Origin of the sequence: Pseudomonas sp. ChxA (assembly GCF_030263855.1) — a bacterium.
GTDB classification, from domain to species: Bacteria; Pseudomonadota; Gammaproteobacteria; order Pseudomonadales; family Pseudomonadaceae; genus Aquipseudomonas; species Aquipseudomonas fluorescens_CB.
Genome location: NZ_JARPMK010000001.1, coordinates 3,552,289 through 3,568,781 on the forward strand (window position 1 = coordinate 3,552,289; position 16,493 = coordinate 3,568,781).

The following is a 16,493-nucleotide window of genomic DNA, read 5'->3' on the forward strand; positions in this document are numbered from 1 at the left end:
AGCCCGGAGAACAATAATGAACAAACCTGCGCTGCAACAGACACCTGATGGCTTTTATCTGAACCGCACGCCCTGGTTCGCGTTTATCCTGCTGTGCAGCATCTTTGCGCTGTGGGCCGCGGCAGCGAGCATGAACGATGTGTTGATCGCGCACTTCAAGAAAGCCTTCCTGCTCAGCGATTTCCAGACCGCCTTTGTGCAGTCGGCGTTCTACCTGGGCTACTTTTTCGTGGCGATTCCGGCCGCGATGGTGGTACGCCGCTTGAGCTACAAAAGCACGATTCTGATCGGCCTGTTGCTGTACATGCTCGGCTGCCTGCTGTTCTTCCCAGCCGCGTCCACTGCCAAGTACGGCATGTTCCTGCTGGCCCTGTTTGTGATTGCTGCCGGCGTGTCGTTTCTGGAAACCGCGTGCAACACCTATTCAACGCTGATGGGCCCTCGGGAAACCGGGACACGGCGCTTGAATATCTCGCAAACCTTTCACCCGTTCGGCGCCATGGCCGGGGTGTACGTGGGCAGCTTTGTGATGTTCAAGGACACCGATGCCACCACCGAGCAACTGACGCAGATGAGCGCCTCCGAGGCGGCGGTGCAGCAGTTGCAAATGATCCAGTCCACGCTGTTGCCCTACAAGTGGATGATCGCCGTACTGGTGCTGATGTTTATCCTGATCGCGATCACCCGGTTCCCGGCCTGCAAGGGCAACAAGCCCGTCGACAACACCTCGGGCAGCCTGCGCCAAAGCCTGGGCCGACTGTGGCGCAACCCGCGCTTTACCTTTGGTGTACTCGCGCAGTTTCTGTATGTGGGCGCGCAGGTTGGTGTGTGGAGTTTCACCATTCGCCTGGCCATGCAAATGGGCGGCATGAATGAGCGCAGCGCTTCGTGGTTTTTGCTGACCACGTTTGCCGCCTACTTTGTCGGCAAGCTGATCGCCAACCTGCTGATGCGCCGCCTGCACCCGGCCCGGGTATTGGCGATTTACGGCGTGCTGTGCATTGTGCTGCTGGCTTACACCATCCTGGTGCCGAACATCTCGGCGGTGTATGCGGCAGTTGGCGTGAGCATTTTTCTCGGCCCGTGCTGGCCGACCATCTACGGCCTGACCATCGATGGCCTGGGTGAAGACACCGGTGTCGGCGGTTCACTGCTGGTGATGAGCATTGTCGGTGGCGGGGTGATCCCGATCTTCCAGGGCCTGTTGTCCGATGCCAGCGGTGGCAACATGCAGTTGGCCTACAGCGTGCCGTTGCTGTGCTTTATCGTGATCGTGATGTATGCGCTCAAGTGCATGCGCCAATCGGACCGATTGCCGTCGAGTGCGGCAGCGGCGGTGGCCTCATGAACGCGCGTATCCCGCTGTATCCTGCGCTGTTCAGCGAGCAGGAAAAGGTCTTGCTGCAGTCCGAGGACTTCAAGGTCTGCGCCTGGGTTTACCCCTCCGGCGTATTGGCCGTAAGCCTGGAGAACAGCCGAGGACGCCTGGTGGTACTGCCTTATCAAGGGCAGATGATCTGGTCGGCGGTGTTCGACGGCTGCGACCTGACCATGACCAACCTGTTCGAGCAGCCAAGGCCCAGCCCGACCGTCATTGATACTTATGGCTGCTTTATGTTTCACAGTGGCCTGCTGCGCAACGGTTGCCCGGCGCCGGATGACACCCATGCCTTGCACGGCGAAATGCCCTGCGCGCCCATGGACACAGCTTGGCTGGAAATAGGCGAGGGCGTTGTGAGCCTGGGTGGCACTTACCAATATGCCAAGGGCTTTGGCGATCGTTACCGGGCCACCCCGAGCGTGACACTGCGCACGGATTCAGCCCTGTTCGATATCGATATGGACGTCACCAACCTGGCCGGCAAACCCATGGAGCTGATGTACATGGCCCATATGAACTACGCCTATGTGGCCGGCGCGCGGTTTGTCGAGCCGCTGGGCATGCAGCGCCTGCGCCTGCGCACCAGCGTGCCGGACCACGTCAAGCCCACACCTGACTGGAGCGCCTACATGGCGCAACTGGCCGAGCATCCGGCGCAGTTGGCGTGTCTCGACACACCGGCGTTGTACGATCCGGAAATCGTGTTTTTCTTCGACGACGTGGGCGCAGACGCCAGCGGCCATGCGCATTTTCTGCTGGACCACCCGAATGGTGCGGCGTTTTACACCCGTTATCGCCCCAAGGAGTTCGAGCACGCCGCACGCTGGATCCTGCATTCACCTGATCAGCAAGTGGCGGCGTTCGTGCTGCCATCGACCTGTGAACCCGAGGGCTATAACGCCGAAAAAACCAAAGGCCACGTGCGGGTGCTCGCGGCCGGGGCCAGTGCCTCGTTCAGCGTCACCACCGGCTACTTGAATGCGCGCGAGCGCCAGAGGTTATTGGGTTAAACCAGCAATTGTGCGTCGCTGGCCTGGAGGGCTTCTTTGTACGCTTGGGGGATTTTCTTGTCGCTGACCACGTAGTGAAAGTCTGCAAGGCTGGCAAAGTGCGCAGTGCGCACCGTGTCGAACTTGCTGAAGTCCGCCAGCAACACACGCTGCTGGGCTTGGCGCAGGACCTTTTGCTTGACCTCGACTTCATTGAAGTTGAAGCAGGTCACGCCAAATTCCTGGCTGACGCCCGCCGCCGTCACAAACGCCCACGTGAGGCGCACGCTGTCGAGAATGCTGCTTTCGGCGCTGCTTTCAAACACCTGGTTCTTGCGGTGAAAGGTGCCGCCGCACAGCACGATATGGCAGTTGGGCTTGTTCTGCAGCTTGAGCAACACGTTCAACGAGCTGCACACCGCGGTGAACTCCAACTCGTCGGGGATGAAATCAATCACAAACGGCGAGGTGGTGCCGCAGTCGAAAAATACCGTGTCGCCGGGCTGTATCAGCCGCGCAGCGAGTTTACCGATGCGGCGTTTTTCTTCGACGTGACGCGTGCCTTGGTCGGCAACCCGGTAATCACCGGCCTCACTGCCGACCCGTGTGATATAGCCGCCCAACAGGCGCAAATGCTCGCTGAAGTGGTTGAGGTCACGGCGCAGGGTCATCTCGGAAACATCCAGCAGCGCCGCCATTTCCCGCAGGTGAATGGCGCTCTGGTCCTGCAGGGCTTGCTGGATAAGCTTGAGTCGCTCGGCTTTTTTACTGTCCACGGGCATTCCAGGGCTTGATTGTTTGTGTTAACTAAGTAACATTAATTGTGAATATTGTAACGCTTAATGTGAGCGCCGCAACACGCGGCACACCACCATTGGCAACATACAGGCAAGGGCACGTTATATGAATACGCTTCAACCCGCAGCATTGGCCAAGTACATCGATCACACCTTGCTGGCCCCCGATGCCACCCGTGAACAGATTCGCACCTTGTGCGAGGAAGCCCAGGTACACGGCTTTTACTCAGTGTGCCTGAACTCCGGGCAGGTGCCTTACGCGGCCTCGTGCCTGACCGACGATCGCGTGGTGATCTGTGCAGTGGTGGGCTTCCCGCTGGGCGCCGGCCTGAGCGACACCAAGGCCTTTGAAGCCGAACGGGCGATAGCCGCCGGGGCAGGGGAGATCGACATGGTGCTCAATATCGGCTGGCTGAAGGATGGACTGCTTGAGGCCGTACGCGAAGACATCGCCTTGGTGCATAAAGCCTGCGGCGCCGTGCCGTTGAAGGTGATCCTAGAAACCTGCCTGCTCAGCGACGAACAAAAGGTCCAGGCCTGCGAAATCTGCCGGGATCTGGGTGTGGCATTCGTCAAGACGTCGACCGGGTTCAGCCGCAGTGGCGCCACGCTTGAAGACGTGACCTTGATGCGCAAGACAGTAGGCGCTGGGGTTGGGGTCAAGGCATCCGGCGGCGTGCGTGATTATGCGACAGCGGTGAAGATGATTGAGGCCGGGGCCACGCGTTTGGGCAGCAGTTCGGGGGTTGCGATTGTGGGTGGGGAGATGGCAACGGTGGGTGGTTACTGAAGCACTTTTATATAACTAAACTAAATAGACATTTAGTCGAGTTATATTTAATCGTTATAAAAAAGGAGGAGGGTAGTTTAACTGATGAGCTAGACGTTCATCCAACGTATGCTCGATGAGATTACGCGCAAGCAATAAAGGCTGAACACCCCACGCTGAAGAGCATTCGCGATAAGGCTAGGGCGCTTTCTTTTCATCGCCGCCAAACGTGACGCTCTTGTGCACGAAGTAGCCTACGACGCCCCAGCGCGTGTCGTCGTCTCGAAAGATGACTTTCTCCTTGACGGTGGTGGTGGCAAACGTCGAGGCAAACTCAATCACTGCATAGCGTCCTGCAGGCGCATCGGGCAGATCAACAATAAAGCCAATGGTCTCGGGTTTGCGCGCCTGCAACGAACCCAGTCCGAGACGCAGCGCTTTCAGCCCGGCAACCCACGCCAGCTCAGAGGTTTTCGCCTGCATAACCGGGCTGGCGGCTGCCCAGGTCTTTGCAGGTTCGCCGGCATCCAGCAGCATGAGAAACGCAACGGCCGTATCGAACACCTGTTGCTGCTGCTGCGGCGTTCCGGGATCAGTGGCCACGACTTTCGGCGATGGTTTGTTGAAACTGACATCGCAACCGCCAAGCAACGCAGCGGCGAGCAATACGGCGGCATAGAGCTTCATGCAGATCTTCCTTGAACACGGGTGGCGTTGAGACGAGTAAAGATCAAACGTGAAGGCGCTGCCATGTGGTTGGTCAACACGATGAGGTTGCGGCGTAATGGCAGCTGAGTGGTGATGATCAGTGAGAAGATCAAAAGCCTGGAGACGCTGACTCAAAATCTGACGCGTGCTGCTCCTGATTACGTAATACGATATTACGCATAATGTATATTATGTTAAATCATGTATCACATCAGAAATGCCGTTTCTGTCACCAGCCCCCGAAAACCAGACTTTGCCTGAATTGATCATACACCGCTCGAATCAACCGGTTACGTTCCATCCCTCCAGTACCTCCTCAGCTCCACCAGCCCTGCCATCCCTGATCGCCCGGTTTGAAAACCATAATTCAGCAGCTAGAGATCCCATCCGAAATCTCATCGTCTAGTTCAGCCGACGCTCTCGAATTACGGTTGAAACTGAAGCTTTACTGAACTGAGCCGACGACTGCCCTAGTTTAGTCTTCTCCTGTCATGCCTGTGCTTTGCTCGACGATCGGCACTATCGCGTAAGCCAGCGCTTAAGTCAGCCCCAAGCCTATTCACCATTGATCTCAGCGCCTCAAGCGGACCACATCTGATTCCGCATCCGTCAGCATCCTTCAGCGTCTACAATCTACATCCATGCTCTGGCATTCCACGGCCAAGCTCTGGCGTCTATGCCGTTTGAGCCAGGCTGCCAGATTAGAACGCCTGCAGGCAGCCGCAGCCGTAGTGGCCTCAGTGTGTTTTACGGCCACCGCCACGATTAAGGCTGTCCTTCAGCAGTCGCTCAACCGGCGGCTGAGGAGCTTTGCGCCATGATGAAGTCAGCGCGGACACCGATTAAGAATCCAGCGCGTAAACCACGCCCTAAGCCGGCGCCGAGCCTGCCGTCCGAATCGCCAGAGCCAGCCGACCCCACGGATTCCTTCGTGCCGTATCCGTTGTTCCCGCCGATTGTGCTCCTAACCGACCACCAAGGCTTGGAGCGCCCAATCAATAACGACGTCCGCTCACGGCTCGGCACCCTAGACCCCACACTGGAAGCATTCCAAGCCTGGCGCCTCGGCATCGACTTTCTGGCCAAGCAGTGCCAACGGCCGGAATTCACCCCAAGGCACTACAAGATCATGTGTCCAGTGCTCGAAACGATGATGCATTGGAGCTGGTCTATTCGGCACAAGCCGATACAAGAATGGCAAGAAACGGATGCTAGGGAGTTCATGCACTTCGTCATGCGCCTACCTATGTCATGGATTTCGAGGACTGGCGGAACGCGTTACCTGCTGAAGACCAAGACGGAATTCGCTATTAAGCCAGTTAATGACAATTGGCGTCCGATAGTCAGAAAGCAGCTGGCGGACGATTCCGCATCGATTTTCGCACTCGGAACTTATCAGCACCGCGATATCTTTCTGCATGGTGGTAGGGATTTTTTTGATTACCTATGTGCCCTGCGGACTACAACCCCAATTAATCCGTTCGGTGCCCTAAAGCCTAGAGATTTCGAGGTTCGCCAAGGGATAGCCCGGACGACTTTCACACCGGTACAACTGGCTGATCTGATGTCAACAGCCACGTCATTGGCCCAGAACGATAATCAGTGGCAGCCATGGCTCCTCGTCTCGGCCGTGGCCATCTACTCTGACGTTCCACTGCGTGCATGGTTTGAAAGCCCTCACTACCCTCGCCTACGCTATCCGCTGGCTTCTGAGTTCGCTGCCTATTTCCGCTGTTATGCCAAGTTCAGGCACAGCCAGAATTCGGATCTTTCCCCGCAAAGCCTGCTGCTGCCTTTGATGGATGGTAGTGCTGGTTACGCGAGCCATACCATGATCGATCTATTCAGCAGGTTCACGGCCAGCATTCTGAGGCAACTGCAGCAAAGTCCGTTGGCTGCGAAGGCCCACTGGCGCGACTGCGGTCATCTTAAGGCTGGAGCCTCGATCACATTCCTTGAGTTGAGGGAGTCGGCCAAAAAGGCCGGGTGGGTATCCAAGGCAGTGAGTATCTCTATGCCACATCATGATCAAGATGTTTGGCCGGACATTGGAATCCGAAAGCATCTGCCCGCGTCTCAGTGGATACGTAAGCATGCAGGTAGGCCGTCGCTCTGACGGCGATCATGCACCATCGGTGAAATCACACTCAGGAATAGATGGAGCGTTGGATCTCCAGATCTTGATATGACAGTACGAGCCCCCTTCTCTTCTGAGTGCCCAAGCCCGGGTCAAACGAGCTCAATGGCTTGGGACACGGCCTTTTAAACTGACGGCTCTGGCGTTAGGCGACCGCTCAGCTTCAACGTCCTCGCTGGGCCTGGCCAACGGGTCTAACGCCAATCAGCACCAGCCGCATGCTGCGCACCATGTCAGTCAGGTGTCCCCAGAGTAGGAGCTGGAGACTGTGCTTCCCTACTCTGTTCAATTCCAGCCGTTCGATCCTGGTGATCATTCTTGCAATCCCTGCCCGAGCCCTCTGCCTGCGCCCCTTCCTTCGCATCCGCTGCTCTCCGAGTAGATTAAGCCTGAGTCGTACCGTGAGGTGATCCAGGATGGTCAACGCACACCACCCGATGCGAAGCGCCTAGTCACCAAATCGAGCGAAACTGCGAGGCTAATCGCCAAAACTTAACACGACTGTATATTTATACAGCACAGGGCTTCGCCCCGTAAAAACGGCACCCTTCATTCAGCTGAAGCACTCCTCAATGAGCGCACAAGCCTTCAACGCCCTGAAACCCAATGATTCCGGATGCTCCAGGCACTTATAACGATTTTGTGCTGATACGAGCGCCCTCCTCTAAAGCGTCCTGGGGTGCCACTCTGTACGCTGGCAAAACCAATACTGTACATATATACAGATAACCCATCATGCGTTCCAAACCCTGGAGAACTATCCCGGGAGCAGATTACTGATGCGGCCACCGCTCTCCGCTAAAAAAACAGTGGCGAAAGCCCCCGGAAATCACGTCGCCACTTTCGACCTAGAGGCATCCCAGCTCAATGGGTAACCTGAGCACATCACTCACCGAGCGCATCCAGCTAGCTGAAGCGCTCTTCTCAGGAGCTTCACCATGACCAAGAAAACCTCCGGCCCGCAACAGCCTTCGTCTCAGCGTACGCAGGCGAACCATCGCTCGGATAGCCTGAACGTCAACAAGGGAACGAGCGGATCGAACATCACCAACTCCCGAGTGCACGGCAATCGGGGCAAGCAACTCAACCCTAACCAGCAGTAAATGACAACGGCATTCGGGGCATAATTGATGGAACGACAGTACACCTCCCCTACCCTCGGTGATGTTGCTCAGTACGCCGTGGCGGCTTGCGGCGTAATGCCCCGCAAAGCCTGTAATCGAGATGACGATACAGAATTCGATCAGGGCATGGCCAAAACCTACCAGAAGAAGATGCAACGGCTGGCGAGGGAGGATTGCAACCTACAAGAGGCCTTTGAAGACATTGCCCAACTTCTGACCGCTTCGCTGGGGCGGTACATTCGCTGTCCCTTCTGGGCCGAACAGGTTCGAGATCTGTTGAACGAGCTGTACGGGTCATACGCGTCCATGGTCAAACACATGGGCACTATGATGACCAAGCCGGACACTACGCGCTTTTTCCTCACCAGCTATGCCGTTGACGTTGCTGTGAGGTCACTGGCTCAAAACTGGGTCGTCCTGCAGGGCTATATCTATGCTGCCCCGCAGCCTATGGAGCCTTGCTGGTACCTTCCTTCCAACGTGGAGGGCGAGCTTTCAACTCCGCTGGACAAGGTGCTGGGCTGGGCATACGGCGCCTGTGGCCTCAAGCTGGCCACCTTCCATGACCCGATCGGAGTGGTCGGGGATACGACGAAGCTAAAACAAAATGAGCGGGCTGTTAGGAGTTGGAAAAACGGAAAGCACCTTCCGTCCCTGCCGGCGCTAGTGGGCATTCTGGAGGATTCGTTCCAGGCTCTGTCTTCGATTGGGAAGCCTGTGGAGCAGAGACTTCAAGACGGCATCATCACCTGCGCCACTATCGCACGCATCACCACATTCATTTCGAAGGATATTCAGGAGCAGCTAGGCACAAAATACCTCCAGGATCTCTTGGGCCAGGCCCGGCTCTACTGCGGCTGGATGAAGCCTGAAATCAACACGTACATGGCCAGCCTCAACCAAGAGGTCGACGCACGTCTAGCAGAGCATTTTTCGGCGGGGTTAGCCGATGAAAGAATTCGGCTCGACGCATTTGAACGGGTAGAGCTTGGGATAAAGATGGCCCCAGATTTCTGGGCCGTCTTTGAAGGCAAACGCCACAATGCAAGCGAGCTCTTGCTTAGCCATAAGGATGCGGAAGGTCATGTTTCTGACGACGTCGTTAAGTGGATAGAGATCCGCTACGGAGCCTACGCCGCCAGGGTTAGGTCTGACTCAATCTCTCGTTGGAGCATCGATAAGCCTGAACTGTTCGACCTTTACCTGCAGAAAGCCCTGTCTCTGAGAAATGACTCAGGTGTAACGCTGGCAGCAGTTGAGGCTCTGCACGCAGAGATGACGTTGGCCGGTGTCGCCGAGCGTCTTCCATGGCTAATGCACTGGTTGAGGGGCATCGTGTGTTATCGAAAAGAGGACTATGGCACTGCATCTAGCCACTACATCAAAGCCTCCCAGCTCGCTAAGTATTCGGCCGGTGAGCTGCAGTACTCACTGACTAACCAGTACCTGGAGGTTATGGCCAAAACCAAGCAATGGAGACGGTTCAAGCAAGGCGTCCGCTGGGCGAACTATTTGGATATCCCAGTCCGTTGGCTGCGCGACAAGGAACCCACCGAAGAAAATATCCGGAACGCCTACGGCATCTTGGGGCTTGAGGCGGTTCCCTACGCTCGAATGTAAAGGTTGTCCCAGGATTTCGGGCGAGGGGGCTGACTGAATGCACGTTGGAGCGTGCCATTCATGGGACTGAACCCTGCCCAACGGCCTCATCGCAGTCCTCGGGACGCTCTTCAATAGGACTCGCTCGGCCTGCGTAGTCACCATCAACCAATTTGCGTTCCCATTCCGGTGATTCATGCATGATGGTAGATTGCCACTCTAGCCATCGGATTAGCGGCCAAAGGGAGTGCATTTTGAAGAAGGATTTACTGGCCACGTGCCTGGCTTTTTCCCTCACAGGGTGTGGCGATAGCGGTGAAATGTACAAGAAGCAGGCTGAAGGCCTTCACTCGGACGTCAAATCCCTGCAGGCAGAAATTACTGCTGCCAAAGGCAGAATTGCGCAGCTTGAGCAGGAAAATACGACTCTCAAAGAAACACCATCCGTCTTGTTGACTCAGGTTCGAAAGGCTTCCGACAGTGGTGATGAAGCAGCTACTCAAGCAGCTTTGGCATCGTTGACTTCCCGCTACCCCGATTCTGCTGAAGCCAAAACCGGCAGCGGCTTCTTGCAGAGGATGGTCAAGGATCGTGAAACCAAGGAGCAAGAGGCGCGCCGGCTGGCGGCGCTTGGGATGAAAGTGATCCCGGTCAAAGGCTCATTCATAGCAGACGACAGCTCTGTCTCGCTCCAATCTGCCCAAATCGCCGGCCAGTGGAGCTTCAACGATTACGGTGATGAGTATGAGTACCGGTCTGCCGAGCGTGGCTCTAAGTACATCACGGCGAAGGTTACGTACTCATCCAAGAGCAAAGACCCAAGGCTGGCACCTCTCGTCGTCTACGCATCAAACGGTGGTGAGTTAAAACGACTGGGCGTGATGGGTTTTGAATTCGTCAGCTGGAGCAGCTACGCGACGTTCCTGGGTAACTATCATGATGACGCGAATGATTTTGCTCACAAGGTGAGCATCAGTTTCTCCATGGGGCTCCAAGTCCCCAATGAGGCGATAATCAAACCGCTGTATATCGTTGCCTCCTTTTCAGGTTGCGCGGATCGTAGCTCGGATCGATTTGGTAACCCACCTGTGAGCTACACGACCTACAGCTGCGACCAAGCCGCCCCCAGTGTGCTCCGAGCCAGCGACTTCAAAGAAGGCCGGTTTGGCATCGTTAAGCGCATAGACTGAATCCAAGAAAGGACTCTGATTCATGAAGAAGGCTCTAATCGCAGGGGGCTTTGCCCTGCTCTGTTTGGTCATCTACACCCAGATTACGATATTCGCCGTACCGCCAATTGGAGCGGTACCTGAGGGAAGAACAGTGATCATGCTCCGCCTCAACAAAACGAATTTCATTGATAGCGCTGATGCCATGTGCGTTCGCATTCAGGGCTATGTCAGCCTGATGTGCCGAGGGATGACCATGGCGGGTGTGGTGAACGCCACGACCATCATTGCACGTCTTCCCTATTCGGAAACTATCTACAAAATCAGCACCGGTGGTAATACCTACGAACGATAGTGCAGAGATCAATAGCAGATCAGGTGGAGAGTCGGATCCTGGTGTCAGAATGCTCCTTCAGGACAGGATAGAGGCACGCATATGGTCGCTTATCTCTACCCCTGAGGGAGTGACTGAAAAGTTTGGTTCTCCAAGCACTGGGTACTCCAATGCACAGACTAATCCCAACGTAAGGATGCTTTGCCGCACCCATTCAGGCTTGCAGATGGAGAGTTCCTTATCCCCTTCCGCATCTAAGCGTGGAGCTATTCAAACAGTATGGTGTACAGCAGAAAAGCGGAGTTTTTAGATTTTTATAGGATTTAGATTTAAACATCATATGTTGAGGTTCCTTAAAGAAAAATGCTATGGATTATCGCCGTGGATATAGCTTCTCCTTGCAGTAAATATTTGAGCTGAATGGCGCGGTGCCTGCCGCTAGTGGAGGTAGGCAAAACTAACTCCGACTACCCCGTTGCATCCCTCTGCGGGTTGATGAGCTCGCGGGCACCTCTTGTGCTTGCGAGCTTGCAAACGACGAGGCCTGGAGGAGTCAGAGCATCCCTGACGACAGGGCGTTCGTCATGAACTCAACAAACGCTCGAATCTTGGGCAATGGCTGTCGACTGGATGGCCAGAGAATTGAGAGCGCTCGATGATCCTGGACGTAGCTTTCGAGCAGGGGACAAGCCTGCCCTCCTCAACCAAAGAACGGATGATGAAGTCGGGTAGGCACGCGATACAAGGGCCCCTTCGCCTCCAGACCAAAGGATGACATCGGCCTGGCCTTAGCAAGAATTCACGTCAATGACGATGTCTCCACACGGCAAGGCCAAGTGAACGATGCAAACTGTGTCAGCAATTATGATGCCCCACGATTCATGCCCATACAGCGTGCCGAGTACGATATGGAGCTGTATTACGGCGTTCATCTAACTGACTGGATGACGGTTCGTCCGAACATTCAATATGTTCGCCATCCTGGAAGCGTATCTGAAGTTGATAACGCGGTAGTGGCGGGCTTGAAGATTCAAGCCAAATTCTGAACCAAAGCTAACTTCCTCTCTGCGCTGAAGAATTTGTCTGGCACAATCCTTCGGCTGCGCTCGCATAAGTGTCAGAAATCAACCATGTGTCGAGGAGTTACATCTGCTATGCAGGCCCTCACTCAGAACACCGGCTAGTCGGCCATCGAGCTGGTTATAAAGTCCGAAATAATTCCCAAGCCAACTGACTTCCTCTTCCAGTCTCTGGTAGCCACCCAATACAACAATCTGAATAAACCAGAACCATTTCTGGCATGCAATTCGCATACTAAGCGGATTTCAATTGAGGATTATATTAAGCAAGTCTGGACGTCCGAGATGGCAATAAAGCATTGACTCCGTAAGAGCTAAGTCCTCCCGAATCTGGCGCTTCAATTCTACCGGCTCATTCCCAGAGATCTCTGCCACCCTGCCAATTAAGAATTCATACCAATTTTCATCGAAATCATTAATTAGTTTATTCGCCTGCACATGGATCGAGGCATAATCTTCAGCAGTCAAAATATCGCACTCTACGAAGTGCATCAAGACATCCGTAGCATATGACATGCGCATAAAGTGCGAAATAAATAAGCGCCAGCTAATTACTTCATATTCGTTATGTCGAAGGTAAGATAAAAACATATCTATTCTGAAGATAATCCTAGCCATGAATGCTGATGAGTGTAAGCCGTCAACGGGAAGATATGTGCCTATAATACTCAAAGCGCCGCATCGCATAAATCCATTGGCAACAGAAACATATGACCCCGCAATTGAAGAGGTTGAGCAAGCGCTCAGAGCCACGATCGGCGGAATTCTAGCAACACCATGGAGCGTCCAAGTGTTGAGCTGCTCATCCCCAATGCTCAACCAACCGACACCGCTGATGCCATCATGGTGCCCATGGCAATCGAATATCACCATGCCGCCGGAGTATTCATTCAGGGCGGCAACAACCTCACCTACACTATATACATCTACGAATTTTACGGAAATCTTATCCGACATGGGAAAGGCTTCCACTGCGCCCTGCAAAACTCCCTCAAGCTTGTCTCCTCGCTTAAAAGAGCGAATGACCAAGATGTCCCGCAGTTTTTCAACGGGCAGTTCATGGGTCGAGCCAACTGCTGAGAACTGTAACAACATATTCCCTGGCGTCATTGGTATTCGACAGACCTCATGACTAATCATAAGTGGCAAATCATCTACAACAGCCCACTCCAACGGAGAGTCGCTGCAAATAACACACCCATCAATCCTTTTTTTCAATAAGTATTTAAATCGCTCACTAAATGCACCGCCCAAACCATCAGACAGAGCCTTGAATTTCGACTGCAGTTTTTTGTTTCCTGTCACTCCCCAACCATCGTGCAAACGCGCTATTTCCCGCAGGCTAGACATTTGCAAGTTCACTGAATTAGGGAGTCTGATGGCCGGAACTCCTAAGGAACTTGCTAGCAGAGCTACGGAGTAATTAGTTACTTTTAATTCCTTTTGCCTCTCGTTTAATATGGTTGCTGTCAGCGGATCCGTATTCGGATGATCTTCTGCTGTGTGCCCCTCCGGCATAATGTATCCTGAATACCCAGGGTTTTTTATTAGGGCATTCTTAATAAAGTTTCGATGCTGCGGTCGCTTTATTTCTCTCAGCAACTGATTCCAGCGATGCGATCCGGTATTGTACAATTCGCTAACGATAGCCGGGGAATATAAAACAACACCCCGCTTGCCATCATTCTTCAAAACATCAAGAACAGTCTCGGCGCCGGAAGCGATGGCATCGAAATAATTTTGATTCTCAAGCGGATTTATGTACTCAGTGTCTGGGTAGTCATACCCAAGAGATGCAAGGACAAACTCATTCGCTATCGTCGTGCCCGCACCGAAAAACGTTAAGTCCGCACCGACTTTATACGCCGACCTGAGCTTCGGCATTTTTTTTAAGATGCCAGCCGAGACCCTAGCATGCTTGATTTTTTTATAAATCTCATAGTCGAAATTTTTCACCGAAAATCTATTTTCTAAGTTTTCCAGATTAATCGCGCCGCGAACCTCTCCCGTTGTAGCAAAAATGGCTGATACCCCTTCAGAAAATACCAGCCTAGACACGTCGCTTGAGTACCTCTTAGGATAAAGAATGATCGCCATTGGGCTCTCTACCAGATTCGGAATGGATTCTATAAGGTGCCCGCCGATCACCTTAACGATTCTTCCTCTAGACGTCTTTCTGTATTCTATTAGGCTCTCTTGACTCATAAATATTTCAGCCGTATCAAAAGGCCCCATAGTGACGGCGGTGAGGATGCTTAAAGTCTCCCAAGCCATGACATCTCTATGCCATCCTTGGAACGTGCTCATACTATCGCCGACTGGCAGGACAACTACGTACGTTATTGAGACCATGGCCCCTCCTTAAAGGTCAGTAAACTCCGCACCGCGTAAGCGAGACTGCGATCTGCATGCTGATGCTGATGCTGATGCTGATGCTGTTTAGAAGTCTCTGCCCTTTGATGTTTATACCCAGGACGCCTCTAAACTTTTCGGTTGTTTCGAGGAAATTTAGCGATGGAGCATGGCACGATAGAAAAGTGCATCATTTATCCGTAACCTAAAACAATCTGCTCCTGCTGGCCTGGCTAACTATGCACTCCTGCCAATATTCTATTCAGCTCAGCGTCAATTAATGCAATAACTTCTTCAGGCGACTCATCAAAATGCAGGTCTTGAGGGATGCCACTGTCAGCAAAAAACGTGAACCCGTTGGAGAACCTAAACACCTTAGAGCCAATACGGATGGGCTCCTCGGTTTCCGACACAATATGAGCTCTGAGCCTATGAAGGTCGTCAACGGCCATTTCGAATGAGTCAACCCTACGCCAGTAGGTTCTTAATTTAATTGTCCCAAGCATTACCTTTCCTTGAGATGGGACGCGCACCTCCCCATCTCATATCTTTCATTGGTGATTAAGCAGCCGCAGCGTTGCCGCATTCTGAACAGAAGCGTGCAGTGTGGGCAATTGGATGCTGACATTGGCTGCAAGTTTTCACTGTGCGCAACATGATTGCCTTCTGACGCATGTAGGCCAGTTGAACCACACATGGAACCGTTACCCGATAGGCCGGACTGGCCAGATCAGCAGCTGTCCACAACGCAGTTATCGCCCACCCGATAGGCCCAATCGCAACACTGATGCTCCTCATGAGCTGGCCGGTAGCTACAAATGAAAGTCCTTTGCCGAGTATGGCCTTGGCTATGGCGTTGGCCACGATCGCTGCGATTTTGTAAGTCGCAAAGCCTCCGGCTTTTGCGGCACAGATCGCGGCGATCGCCGCTGCAGGGCCTGCAGTGGAATAGCTCGCGACGCCCAACTCATCCAACACCGCTTTGCGTTCCGCGTCAGTCATTTGCTCGAATGCGCGGGACAGAATTTTCCCGAGAATCTCCTGCTCCACCACGTTAACGGGATCGTCTGCATGGTTGACCTTAAGATGCTTAGCCACATCGTCGACGATCTCGTCATACGCGACTCCGTCCTTGCGGAACAAGTTGAGCAGCGAGTTACCACCGAACAGACGAATCTCTCTTGCGATTAGCTGGTGATCAGCATCTGTGTAGCGGCCTGCATCGCGTGCAGCCACAAGTCGTTTGCAGACGTCACCATCTAGGGCCAGGCGACCTTCCCCATTGTCGGTGAGGTAATTCACAACTGCGCTGATGTCCTCAACATCGGAGACCGACAGAATCGCCTCAATGCTGGAGGTCGACAAGATTTCATCAAGATTCATGGGTTGTTCCCCGGTCAATGATCCGTGCACCCATCACGATGCACAGCGGTAAAAGATGTGTGTAGATGCCTTGCTCGAAATCCGGATGCGCTGGCATCGCAGCGGTAGCAAGAATGCCTTGCTGTACCTTCCTTCCCAGGTTCGAATCAGAGCGATTCTCAACCCCCACGTACTTGGCCATACGCAACACAGTCGCCGCTCGTGTCAAAGGGCGATTGTTCTGCTCATTGCCCAGCGCTTCAATCATGGTGCGGATGGACTCATTATTACGAACATGACCGACTTCAAGCAGCGCACGTGCTAACTGCAGCCAGTCCTCCTCACTCATCAAGAGCAGCGCCGGAGAAATGTTTAGCGCAGAGGCCAGTCGACAGAGCGTTTCGAGGTCAGGATTGGCATCGGTGTGTTGCGTCAGGTATTTGCTGATCGTTGATCGCGCGATGCCTGAGTCATTCGAGAGGTGCTGCTGCGTCAGCTTCTTTGGCTCGCCGGTCTCGGTGATGCCTGATACCTGCATAGCACGGAGAAGGTTCGCGCTCAGCCCGCGCTGGGTTTTCTTGAGGATTTCGCTTCCTGGTGCGATAGCGTCTGTTGTCATGCGGTCACGTCCTTGCTGGTGGCGCAATGATATCGTCAACTTCTCGGCTGTCCATCCCGAATGTCCTCTGACGC

At 53.9% G+C, this 16,493-nt stretch carries 13 protein-coding genes and 1 pseudogene; 9 read left to right on the forward strand and 5 right to left on the reverse strand.

Features of this window, described 5'->3' with window-relative positions; genetic code table 11:
- Positions 1-16 precede the first annotated feature (16 nt).
- Both fucP and P5706_RS15920 read left to right on the forward strand, forming a co-directional pair.
- Positions 17-1,348: an L-fucose:H+ symporter permease gene (fucP, locus tag P5706_RS15915; protein ID WP_285680008.1), complete on the forward strand. Its 1,332-nt coding sequence runs from the start codon at positions 17-19 to the stop codon at positions 1,346-1,348.
- Positions 1,345-2,391: an aldose 1-epimerase family protein gene (locus P5706_RS15920; protein WP_285680010.1), complete on the forward strand. Its 1,047-nt coding sequence runs from the start codon at positions 1,345-1,347 to the stop codon at positions 2,389-2,391. The genes fucP and P5706_RS15920 overlap by 4 nt, the downstream gene beginning before the upstream one ends.
- Here the strand turns inward: P5706_RS15920 and deoR are convergent.
- Positions 2,388-3,146: a DNA-binding transcriptional repressor DeoR gene (gene deoR / locus P5706_RS15925; protein ID WP_219267908.1), complete on the reverse strand. Its 759-nt coding sequence runs from the start codon at positions 3,144-3,146 to the stop codon at positions 2,388-2,390. The genes P5706_RS15920 and deoR overlap by 4 nt on opposite strands.
- 127 nt (positions 3,147-3,273) lie before the next feature.
- Between deoR and deoC the strand changes: the two genes are divergently transcribed.
- Positions 3,274-3,957 (forward strand): deoxyribose-phosphate aldolase, encoded by a 684-nt coding sequence (gene deoC, locus P5706_RS15930; protein WP_285680013.1) that lies wholly within the window; start codon positions 3,274-3,276, stop codon positions 3,955-3,957.
- A 177-nt stretch (positions 3,958-4,134) separates the two neighbouring features.
- On the opposite strand, the gene P5706_RS15935 is transcribed toward deoC, so the two are convergent.
- Positions 4,135-4,623, reverse strand: coding sequence for a DUF4019 domain-containing protein (locus P5706_RS15935; protein WP_200434006.1), 489 nt, complete (start codon positions 4,621-4,623; stop codon positions 4,135-4,137).
- 838 nt (positions 4,624-5,461) lie between these two features.
- Here P5706_RS15935 and P5706_RS15940 point away from each other — a divergent pair.
- The 6 genes and pseudogenes from P5706_RS15940 to P5706_RS15965 all read left to right on the forward strand — a co-directional run.
- Positions 5,462-6,760 carry a hypothetical protein gene (locus P5706_RS15940; RefSeq protein WP_285680015.1) on the forward strand — a complete coding sequence of 433 codons (1,299 nt, stop codon included), beginning with the start codon at positions 5,462-5,464 and terminating at the stop codon, positions 6,758-6,760.
- Positions 6,761-7,719: 959 nt separating this feature from the next.
- Positions 7,720-7,884, forward strand: a complete 165-nt coding sequence (locus P5706_RS15945) for a hypothetical protein (RefSeq protein ID WP_285680017.1) — start codon at positions 7,720-7,722, stop codon at positions 7,882-7,884.
- Positions 7,885-7,911: 27 nt separating this feature from the next.
- Entirely contained in the window at positions 7,912-9,525 is a 1,614-nt protein-coding gene (locus tag P5706_RS15950; RefSeq protein ID WP_285680019.1) for a hypothetical protein, read from the forward strand.
- A gap of 233 nt (positions 9,526-9,758) precedes the next feature.
- Positions 9,759-10,694: a hypothetical protein gene (locus P5706_RS15955; protein WP_285680021.1), complete on the forward strand. Its 936-nt coding sequence runs from the start codon at positions 9,759-9,761 to the stop codon at positions 10,692-10,694.
- Positions 10,695-10,716: 22 nt separating this feature from the next.
- Entirely contained in the window at positions 10,717-11,028 is a 312-nt protein-coding gene (locus P5706_RS15960) for a hypothetical protein (RefSeq protein WP_285680023.1), read from the forward strand.
- A 704-nt stretch (positions 11,029-11,732) separates the two neighbouring features.
- Positions 11,733-12,053 (forward strand): annotated as a pseudogene (locus tag P5706_RS15965) (carbohydrate porin); the annotation flags it as partial.
- 279 nt (positions 12,054-12,332) lie between these two features.
- Here P5706_RS15965 and P5706_RS15970 read toward each other — a convergent pair.
- The 3 genes from P5706_RS15970 to P5706_RS15980 form a co-directional block, all read right to left on the reverse strand.
- Positions 12,333-14,393, reverse strand: a complete 2,061-nt coding sequence (locus tag P5706_RS15970; RefSeq protein ID WP_285680025.1) for a hypothetical protein — start codon at positions 14,391-14,393, stop codon at positions 12,333-12,335.
- A 606-nt stretch (positions 14,394-14,999) separates the two neighbouring features.
- Positions 15,000-15,821, reverse strand: a complete 822-nt coding sequence (locus tag P5706_RS15975; protein ID WP_285680027.1) for a ubiquinol-cytochrome C chaperone family protein — start codon at positions 15,819-15,821, stop codon at positions 15,000-15,002.
- Positions 15,811-16,419: a helix-turn-helix domain-containing protein gene (locus tag P5706_RS15980; protein ID WP_285680029.1), complete on the reverse strand. Its 609-nt coding sequence runs from the start codon at positions 16,417-16,419 to the stop codon at positions 15,811-15,813. The genes P5706_RS15975 and P5706_RS15980 overlap by 11 nt, the downstream gene beginning before the upstream one ends.
- Positions 16,420-16,493: the final 74 nt, after the last annotated feature.